We start from the raw sequence: 2,767 nt of genomic DNA, 5'->3' as shown, positions 1-2,767 counted from the left end.
CAGTCCGGACTGCGTCTGCATGGGGTGAGGGCGGGGGCCGAATCAGAGGGAACTCACCTCTGTCCGCCACATCCGTGGTGCCGCCCGGGAGCCTGGATGCGCCGCGGGCTCTGTGCCCCCTTTGGGATGCGCGGCTGGGTTCAGTCTGTCGGTGTGTCTCCGGCGTTTGGCTGTCTCTGAAAAACCGCATTCCGGCACCCGGGCGGCAGGGGCTGCAGAAGCGTGAACGGGTGTGGCGTCTGAGGCTGCGTGCGTGTTTGGGCGGGATCCGCTGCTCGAAGCACACAGATAATCAGTAGCAATATTAAATAAACATAGATTGAATGTTGTAGTAAATAAACGCAAAACAACGGTGTTGCGATGGTGATCAAATGATCACGCGTATCACTAATTTTCATTTCATGCGATTTTTAGTGGTGTGAAAACTTGAAGGGCCTCATCTCCGGGCGTAAAGTCAAAATAGTGTCATGTTTTACACTTGACTTTTGGAGAATAAGTCTATGTCGGTACAGGCCCTTTGCTTCCCGTCTTCGTTCCGTCCTGTTGCCCGTCGGGGCGGTCAGGTGCTTTCGGGAACTGCCCTGGCTCTGGCGCTTACGGTTACCGGCGCCGGGCAGGGATCCGCGGCGAACTATGAGTGTCTGGGAACCGGGAAATGCACCGTGACAGGTGCGGTGACCTGGGAAGAGCTTGTGGGAGCGGGGTTCAGCGGGAAGCTGTCCGATCTGACATTTTCCGGATCGGGCGGAAAGCTGACGTTTTCCGATGACACAATCCTGGAAGCAACGCCGGTCACCGCCGACCAGGGCCTCGCCATTACCGGGCGCGCGACGGTGGCGTTTGAGGTGGCGGCCGGAAAGACACTGACGTTCAAGGGTTATGACCCGAGTGCAGCGACCAGATCCCGGGGCGGCGTACTCACTGTGGATTCTGGGAGCACCTTCACCCTGATCGGGACCAGCCTGTTCACAGGGAACACTGTTAAAAGCACAAGCGACAGCGCCTTCGGCGCCGCTATTTATAACGTCGGTTGGCTCACTCTTGATGGCGACACGACCTTCACTGGAAACTCCGTCGCCAGCGCTGGCACTTACGCTGGCGGGGCGGCGGTTTATAATGCCAATAAAATGACATTCAAGGGCGCGGCGGTCTTCAAGGGAAACGTCTCCGAAAACAATAAGCAGGAGGCCCAGGGAGGGGCTGTACACAACGGATTAAGTGGTGTTTTGACGTTCTCTTCTGTTGCTTTTGTTGATAATAAGGCGATCAACAGTGGGGAGTACGCTGGAATAGGTGGCGCGATTATTAACTGGAATAAGGTGACTTTCGAGGGGGACGCCATCTTTGAGAAGAACATGGCGATAAATGATTCAGATACGGAAATAAAATCGGGTTCCGCCTCGGGTGGCGCGATTCACACGCGTCGTAGTATGAAATTTTTGGGTGCCGCCACATTTAACGAGAACACAGCCGCAATTACAGGGTCAGCAATGGCCCGTGCAGAAGGCGGCGCGATCAGTGCCACGTATGGAACGCTGACCTTTTCCGGTCCTGCCACGTTTACCGGAAACACAGCCTCAGCTCCCCGAGCCATTGCCCGGGGCGGGGCGGTTTATAATCAGGAGGCTGACGTAGCCTTCTCGCATATCACCAAATTTGACAGGAACGTGGCCAAAAGCAAGGCAGCCTACGCCGCAGGCGGGGCGATTGCCAACCGGAAAAAAATGACCCTGTCCGGCGCTGCCATCTTCACGAAAAATACGGTTGGGAGTGAAGCGGGCAGCGCCTATGGTGGCGCGATTTTTAACCAGAACACGCTCACCGTCTCCGGTATCAGCCGGTTTACCGAGAACACAGCCACAAGCGATTCGCTTGACGCGTTCGGCGGTGCGGTTGTGAACTGGTCAGGCTCCATGACCTTCGAGAAGGACGTCAGTTTTGAGCGGAACGCTGCGACAGGTAAGTCCGGCCCCGCGTTCGGCGGTGCGATTGCCAACGTAGCAACGATGACGGTCTCCGGGCCGGCCACCTTCACGGGAAACACGGCCACGAGCGAGTCCGGTGCCGCCATGGGTGGGGCCATTGACAACCGTGGAAAAATCACTTTTTCCGGCGACGCTACCTTCAAGAACAATACGGCCACAAGCGCGAGCGACACTGCCCGCGGTGGTGCCATCTGCAACCAGGGCGGCACGGTCAACCTTGAGCCGGGGGCGGACAAGACCATTCTCTTCAGCGGGAACACGGCCAATGGCGCCGCCAACTCGATTTATCTCGTCAGTTTCGCTTCGGGCGGCAAAAACTATGATGCCGTTTTGAAGGTTGGCGGTGCGGGCACGGTGGACATGCGCACTGACCCCATGGGGGGGCGGGCACTGGGCGGACGCGCTGTCACTCTCGTGAAGGACGGTACCAGCACCTGGTGGCTGGGGGGCGAGAACGTCTTCACCGCGGATGACACCGCGGGCAGCCGGACAGACTTCCAGGTCAAAGACGGAATCCTGGCCTTCACGGGGGGCAAGGCCACTCCCACGGGTGTTGATCTGAAGGGGAGCACGTCCACTTTCACCCTGGAGGCCCCGGCCATCCTTTCCCTTGGGGAAGACAGCCACAATATTCTTGTCGGAAACGGTGGCCCTGCTCCCGCCGCCGGAACGGGGGGGACCATCACGCTGAAGACCGGCTCCACCCTGACTTTCGATCTGGACGCCACCCGGGAAAAAACCGCCGTTCTCACCTTGCGGGCCGAAAATGTCGTCCTGCCGAG

1 protein-coding gene is annotated in these 2,767 nt (G+C 58.4%); it reads left to right on the top strand.

Annotated elements, in window-relative coordinates:
* Window positions 1-662: 662 nt before the first annotated feature.
* On the top strand, window positions 663-2,767 hold a 2,105-nt coding region (locus IHV25_RS10200; protein WP_206757332.1), incomplete at its 3' end, for a hypothetical protein.

Origin of the sequence: Phaeovibrio sulfidiphilus (assembly GCF_014861485.1) — a bacterium.
GTDB lineage: Bacteria > Pseudomonadota > Alphaproteobacteria > Rhodospirillales > Rhodospirillaceae > Phaeovibrio > Phaeovibrio sulfidiphilus.
Note: the sequence above shows the minus strand (reverse complement) of the source record. Positions and strands in the feature narration are given on the sequence as shown.